Source organism: Nonomuraea aridisoli (genome assembly GCF_003236395.1).
Lineage (GTDB): Bacteria > Actinomycetota > Actinomycetes > Streptosporangiales > Streptosporangiaceae > Nonomuraea > Nonomuraea aridisoli.
In genome coordinates, this window is sequence record NZ_POUD01000090.1 from 24,313 (window position 1) to 30,767 (window position 6,455).

At 70.9% G+C, this 6,455-nt stretch carries 7 protein-coding genes; 2 read left to right on the forward strand and 5 right to left on the reverse strand.

Annotated features, from left to right (window positions below; genetic code table 11):
- Positions 1-53: 53 nt before the first annotated feature.
- Positions 54-539, reverse strand: a complete 486-nt coding sequence (locus C1J01_RS21985) for a glutathione peroxidase (protein ID WP_111180859.1) — start codon at positions 537-539, stop codon at positions 54-56.
- Positions 540-727: 188 nt separating this feature from the next.
- Between C1J01_RS21985 and C1J01_RS21990 the strand changes: the two genes are divergently transcribed.
- Entirely contained in the window at positions 728-1,129 is a 402-nt protein-coding gene (locus C1J01_RS21990) for an aggregation-promoting factor C-terminal-like domain-containing protein (RefSeq protein ID WP_328589657.1), read from the forward strand.
- A 334-nt stretch (positions 1,130-1,463) separates the two neighbouring features.
- Positions 1,464-1,928, forward strand: coding sequence for an aggregation-promoting factor C-terminal-like domain-containing protein (locus C1J01_RS53485; RefSeq protein ID WP_111180860.1), 465 nt, complete (start codon positions 1,464-1,466; stop codon positions 1,926-1,928).
- Between the two features lie 27 nt (positions 1,929-1,955).
- On the opposite strand, the gene C1J01_RS22000 is transcribed toward C1J01_RS53485, so the two are convergent.
- The 4 genes from C1J01_RS22000 to C1J01_RS22015 all read right to left on the reverse strand — a co-directional run.
- Positions 1,956-2,597 carry a TetR/AcrR family transcriptional regulator C-terminal domain-containing protein gene (locus C1J01_RS22000; protein WP_111180861.1) on the reverse strand — a complete coding sequence of 214 codons (642 nt, stop codon included), beginning with the start codon at positions 2,595-2,597 and terminating at the stop codon, positions 1,956-1,958.
- 25 nt (positions 2,598-2,622) lie between these two features.
- The gene (locus C1J01_RS22005) at positions 2,623-4,809 is read right to left on the reverse strand and encodes a transglycosylase domain-containing protein (protein ID WP_111180862.1); all 2,187 of its coding nucleotides are present in this window, start codon (positions 4,807-4,809) and stop codon (positions 2,623-2,625) included.
- Positions 4,809-5,762, reverse strand: a complete 954-nt coding sequence (bla, locus tag C1J01_RS22010) for a class A beta-lactamase (RefSeq protein ID WP_111180863.1) — start codon at positions 5,760-5,762, stop codon at positions 4,809-4,811. The genes C1J01_RS22005 and bla overlap by 1 nt, the downstream gene beginning before the upstream one ends.
- A 122-nt stretch (positions 5,763-5,884) precedes the next feature.
- Positions 5,885-6,455 (reverse strand): MFS transporter (locus tag C1J01_RS22015; protein WP_220040038.1); only part of this gene is annotated, 571 nt, incomplete at its 5' end.

Below are 6,455 nucleotides of genomic sequence, written 5' to 3' on the forward strand. Positions count from 1 at the left end.
CCGGGGCGGGCGGGCGTGTTTTCGCGTCGAGGATCCGGGCCCGCGGCGGACGGTCAGAGGAGTTTCTCGATCGCCGCGATGACGGCCGGGTCGTCCGGGGTGGTGCGGGGGCGGAAGCGGGCCACGACGCGGCCGTCCCGGTCCACCAGGAACTTCTCGAAGTTCCACTGCACGTCCCCCGCCTCCCCGCCGGCGTCCGGGGCCTGGGTGAGCCGCTCGTACAGGGGGTGGCGGTCCGGACCGTTCACGTCGGCCTTGGCCAGGAGCGGGAAGTCCACGCCGTAGGTCGCGGCGCAGAACTGCCGGATCTCCTCGGCCGTGCCGGGCTCCTGGCCGGCGAACTGGTTGCACGGCATGCCTATCACCGTGAATCCGCGCGGGCCGTAGGAGCGCTGGAGCTCGACGAGGCCGGCGTACTGCGGGGTCAAGCCGCAGCGTGACGCCACGTTGACGATCAGGGCGGCCTTGCCCGCCGTCAGCTCTCCGAGCGTCGTGGGTGCGTCCGCGAGCGTGCGGAGCGGGATGTCGTTCAGAGTCATGATCCGACCCTACAGACGCTGTAAACCCCAGATTGTGACATAGCCCTCAATTTCACCATCAATGCCCTGGAAATGGCATATATCGGGATCTTTACTGACGATCGACCGTTTCATGGTCAATTCGCTGTAAAGGTTACCTTTCGGGCACTGTGGCGCGGTCCCCTGAACCCCTTCGAAAGGGAACCCGCATGCCCATGCTCCGCCGCACCGGCGTCCTGGTCCTCGCCGCCACCCTCGTGGCGGCGGGCGGCGCCCCGGCCGCACAGGCGCAGAGCTCCCAGAGCAGCAGTGTCAGGAACAAGTCCATCGCCAAGCCCATGGTGGCCAAGCGAGGATGGAGCACGACCCAGTACAGGTGCCTGGTGAAGCTCTGGCACCGAGAGAGCGGCTGGAACCACCGCGCCGCCAACGGATCGTCGGGCGCCTACGGCATCCCCCAGGCGCTCCCCGGACACAAGATGGCCTCCTCGGGACGCGACTGGCGCACCAACCCGCGTACCCAGATCAAATGGGGCCTTCGTTACATCAAGCAGCGCTACGGCACGCCGTGTCGCGCCTGGGGCCACTTCCAATCCCACCGTTGGTACTGAGCCAAACCCCAGGCTTGCCCGCTTTTTCCGGCAAGGCCCGCTCAATCGGGCGACGGACCGGGCAAACCCGGCCCTGCGAGAGGGCCTTTCACCCGCAACGATCGCACAAACACCTGTCCTTCGCGTGTCACGAGATGTGACGCTCCGTGACCACGCGTATTAGGAATCGTGCTAGAGGACACGTCGCGGTGCCCTCCGGGCCGCCCAGCACGATCGGGCGGAACAGGATCCCGGAGGGCCGCGCGGACCCTCCGCGTCCGAGCCACGGGCGCGGACCGGCACAGGCGCCGCTCGGCGGCGCCCGTCCGCACGCGACCCGACAGCAAGGATCGATTTGGACAGCAAACGTGCGCTGAGCAGCACTATCGTCACCGTCATCGCATTCACCGCATGGGGCGCCGGCAGCTCGCCGGCCCGGGCTGAGCAGAGCGAGTCGCCGATCAAGACCCGCGTCTGGACCACGTCGGCGCAGCCGAGGTTCGCCGGGTTCAAGCCCGCCGACAGGAACAAGAGAATCGCCTTGGGCCACGTCGTGCGGCGCTCCTGGAACATCCGGGAGTTCCGCTGCCTGGACAACCTGTGGACCCGGGAGAGCGGCTGGAACCACCGGGCGCACAACCGCTCGTCGGGAGCGTACGGCATCCCGCAGGCGCTCCCCGCGGGCAAGATGCGCGTCTCCGGCCGCGACTGGAGGTCGAACCCTGAAACACAGATCCGGTGGGGCCTCGCCTACATCAAGGGCAGGTACGGCAGACCGTGCGGCGCCTGGGGCCACTTCAGGTCGCACAACTGGTACTAGTGGGCTCCGGAGGGCATCCGGAGCAGCTCACCGGGTGCCCTCCCGACGCCCCTCGTACGCCTCCATCGCCTTGATCAGCAGCTCGAGCCCGAACTCGAACTCGGCCTCGTGATCACACGCCGACAGCAGCCCCGCCAGTGAGCTGACCTCGGGGAACAGCTCGGCATCGACCCCCTGGGCGGTGAGCGGCCTGGCCTGCGCGAACGCGGGCGTCAGACCGACCTCCCGCAGCAGCGACCCCACCACGTACGCGATGAACATCCGCAACATCCGCACCGCGTCGGCCCCCTCGAACCCGGCGCCGCGCAGCGTGGCCAGCGCCCGCTCGACCGGCAGCAGACCGGCGGTGGAGTGGAGCTGGCGGCCGACCACGAGCATCGTGCAGCGCGGATAGTCGTGGGCGATCTGCCGGAACGCCCGCGCCTGCGCGCGCACCCGGTCGCTCCAGTGGGCGCCCGGGTCGTCGGTGAACTCGATCTGGTTCAGCACCGTCTCGGCCACCGCCCCGAGCAGGGCGTCCTTGTTGGGCACGTGGTTGTAGAGGGACATCACGCCCACGCCCAGCTCGGCGGCGATGCGCCGCATGGAGACGGCGTCGGCGCCCTCCCGCTCGATGAGCCCGACGGCCGCGGCGACGATGCGGCCTCGGGTGAGGGGCTCGCTGGGCATAGCTCATTCTAGGGACGCCCGCCGCTCACCTCTGCTGGTTAGCGGTGGCGGTCGCCGTGGGAGAGGGCGTCGGCGTGGCCGACGTCCCGGCCTCGGGCTCGCCGTCCTCCTTCTCCTCCTCCTCGGGTTTCTTCTCCGGCTCCGGCCGGCAGGCCGAGCGGCAGCCGCCGAACCGGGACGAGTCGACGGGGACGAACTCCGACGGCGGCACGTTCCGCAGCGCCTCGATCATCGTGTCCCGCCAGATCGGCCCCGGGATCGTGGCGCCCTGGACGGCCCCGTAGTAGCGGCCGCCGATCGTCACGCCCGTCAGCTTGTAGCGCTGCGAGCCGCGCGGGTCGCCGAGGCTCACCGCGCTCGCCAGGTCCGGCGTGAAGCCGGCGAACCAGGCCGCCGCGTAGTCGTCCGTCGTGCCGGTCTTGCCGGCGGCGTCGCGGCCGATGCCGCCGAGCCCGCTCATCGTCCCCTGGGTGAAGACGCCGGACAGCACGTCGGCGGCGGCGTCCGCGACGGCCGGCTCCAGCGCCTCCCGGCACTTGGGGCGGTAACGGGTGGAGCGGCCGTCACGGTCGGTGATCCGGGTGATCGCCATCGGGGCGCAGTACTCGCCGCGCGCCGCGACGGCCGCGTACGCCGCGGCCAGCGTCACCGGGTCCATCTCGTTGATGCCGAGGGTGAACGTCTCGAACTCGCGCAGCTTCTTCCCGTCGGCGCGCCGCACGCCGAGGGTCTTGGCGGTCTTGACGGTGTCGCAGAGCCCGACCCGCTCCTCCAGCTCCATGAAGAACGTGTTCACGGAGGCCCAGGTGCCGGTGCGCAGCGACTTCCAGCCGGGCGAGCCCTCGTCGTTGGTGACGGTGTGGGTGGGATCGCCGATGTTGGAGCCCGCGCAGGTGCGGAACGTCGAGTACGCGGGCGCCCGGTAGCCGGCCCCGGCCTCCAGGCCGTCGTCCAGCCGCAGGCCCTCCTTCAGCGCCGTGATCAGAGTGAAGGTCTTGAACGTGGACCCGGCCTGGAACCCGGCCCCGCCGCCGTGCGCGGCGTCGGCCACGACGTTGTAGGAGATCTCGTTCCGCTCGGCGTCCGCGCCGAAGCGGCGGCTCGCGGCCATCGCCTTGATCGCTCCCGTGCCGGGCTCGACCAGGGCCTCGGAGGCGACCGGCCGGTCCGAGGCGCGGACGTAGCGCTTGATCGCCCGGTCGGCGGCGGTCTGCATGGCCGGGTCGAGGGTGGTCTCGACGGTCAGGCCGCCGCGGTTGAGCATGGCGAGGCGGGCCTCGGCGGTGGCGCCGAAGGCGGGGTTGCCGAGAATCTCATGCCGTACATACAGGCAAAAGTATGGATATTTGCTGGCTTCGCAGCCTCCGGGGAGTTTGGTGCCTTTGTAGCCGAGCTTGGCGGCCTTCGCGGCGGCCGCCTGCTCGTTCGTGATCTCGCCCAGCTCGGCCATCCGGTCGAGGACGACGTTGCGCCGCTTCAGCAGCCGCTCCCGCTGCTGTGCGCCGAGGTTGGGGTCGGTGGCGTTCGGGTCCTGCACGGCGCCGGCCAGGGTCGCGGCCTGCGGCAGGGTCAGCTCGGCCGCCGAGACCCCGAAGAAGCGCCGGGAGGCGGCCTCCACGCCGTACGCACTCGCCCCGAAGTACGCGATGTTCAGATATTTCTCGAGAATCTGGTCCTTGGTGTACTTCTTCTCGATCCCCATGGCGTACCGCAGCTCGTTGAGCTTGCGGGTGTACGTCGGCGCCAGGGCGGCGTCGCGCTCCTGCGGCGTCTCGGCCGAGTTGAGCAGCACCTGCTTGACGTACTGCTGGGTGATGCTGGAGCCCCCCTGGCTCACCCGGCCCGACTGCAGGTTCGTGGCCAGCGCGCGCAGCGTGCCCTCGAGGTCGATGGCGCCGTGCTCGTAGAAGCGGAAGTCCTCGATGGCCACGATCGCGGTGCGCATGATCGGCGCGATCTCGTCCAGGCCGACGACCTCGCGGTACTCCTCGTAGAAGCGGGCGATCACGCCGCCGTGCGCGTCCCGCACGATGGTGACCTCGGCCGGAGGCGGCTCGCGCAGGTCGGCGGGCTTGAGGTTCACCTCGTTCGCCGCGGCCATGAAGCCGGCCCCCGCGCCGCCCACGGCGGGCAGCGCGATGGCCGCGAGCAGGACGCCCGCCGCCGCCCCCGAGGCGGCGAGCCGTAGGATCTGCGTCCCCCGTGGTGTCATCAGAGCCTGCCGAGCCCGCGGGCGAGGATGGTGGCGGTGTCGGCGAGGGCCTTGTCCTGGGCGGCGGCGCCGGGCGTGCGGCCGTTGGTGTAGATCGCCATGATGACGGGCGCGGCGCCCTTCTTCGGCCAGGCGACCGCGATGTCGTTGGCGGTGCCGTACGTGCCGCCCGTGCCGGTCTTGTCGCCGACGGTCCAGGAGGCGGGCAGCCCGGCGCGGATGCGGGCGCCGCCGGTGGTGTTGGCGAGGAGCCAGCCGTTGAGCCGCTCGCGGTCCTTGGCCGAGAGCGCGTCGCCCGCGGTGAGCAGGCGCAGGTCGCGGGCGATGGCCGCGGGCGTGGTGGTGTCGCGCTTGTCCTTGGGGCTCCAGTCGTTCAGCTCGGTCTCCCAGCGGTCGAGGCGGGAGACCGGGTCCTTCAGCGTGCGGAAGTAGCGCGTCAGTCCGGCGGGGCCGCCGAGCTGCTTGAGCAGCATGTTGCCGGCCGTGTTGTCGCTGCGGGTGATCGCGGCGTGGCACAGCTGCGCGACCGTCAGCCCGTCCTCGACGTGCTTCTCGGTGATCGGGGAGTTCGGCTTCACCTCGTCGGCCGTCCACTTGACGACCTTGTCCATGAGGCCGGGCTCGCTGGTGCGGGCCTTGTGCAGCACGGCCGCGGCGGCGATCGCCTTGAACGTGGAGGCCAGCGCGAACCGCTCCCCCGAGCGGTAGCCGATCGTCCGGCCGGTGGCGGTGTCGATCGCGTACGCGCCGACCCGGACCCCGAGCGACTTCTCCAGATCGCGCAGTTCCTTCTTGGCCCGGGCCACACCGGACGGCGCCGCCTGCACGTCCTGCACGGCGGCCGGCGCCGCGGCGGCCGGGCTCGCCGCGACGGCGCCGCCCGTGAGAAGAGAGATCGTCAGAACGGCCGCTTCCAGCGCGGCCGTGCGGCGGCGGGCGCGGAGGTCTCGCATGTCGAATCCTTACTGTCGTCTGCCGTGATCCGTCAGGGCACAGGAGCAAAGCAGATGCGATCAGTCGATGTCTAATAGCGATATCACAAACAGATCCATATCCGTTTGCGCATGACACCAGGTCAGACAGGGTCTTTGCGGATTCTCGCCAAGATCATCACACCTGCGGCGAACAGTCCGCCGGCGTGCAGGCACAACGTCGCCACGATGCCGACGCGGTCGCCGAGCACGCCCGCGAGCGCCATGCCGAGCAGTGAGGTGGCGGCCTGCGCGCCGCCGAGGAGGCCGAAGAGCGCGCCCCGGCGGCCGTCCGGGACGCTGCGCTGCGCGAGGGTGGTCAGCCCGGCCATCGCCGCGGCGGCCGGCACCCCGGCCACGACGATCAGCACGAGAGCGGGCCACAACACCGGCCATGCGAGGGGGTAGACGAACAGGGCCAGGTCCGCCAGCCCGAAGAAGACCGTGCCCCAGCCCAGCAGCGCGCGCGGGGAGGTGACGCCCGGCCAGGCGGCGACCGCCAGCCCGCCGGCGATCCCGCCGACCGCCTGCACCGACAGGAACAGCCCGTACGCGTCGCCGGCCCCGCCGAGCACGCCCGCCACGAACGGCGCGGCCAGCGTCCCGAAGATCCCCTCCCCCAGCCCGGTGATCACCATGTACGCCAGGAGCGGCCGCACGGCCGCGTCCCGTAAC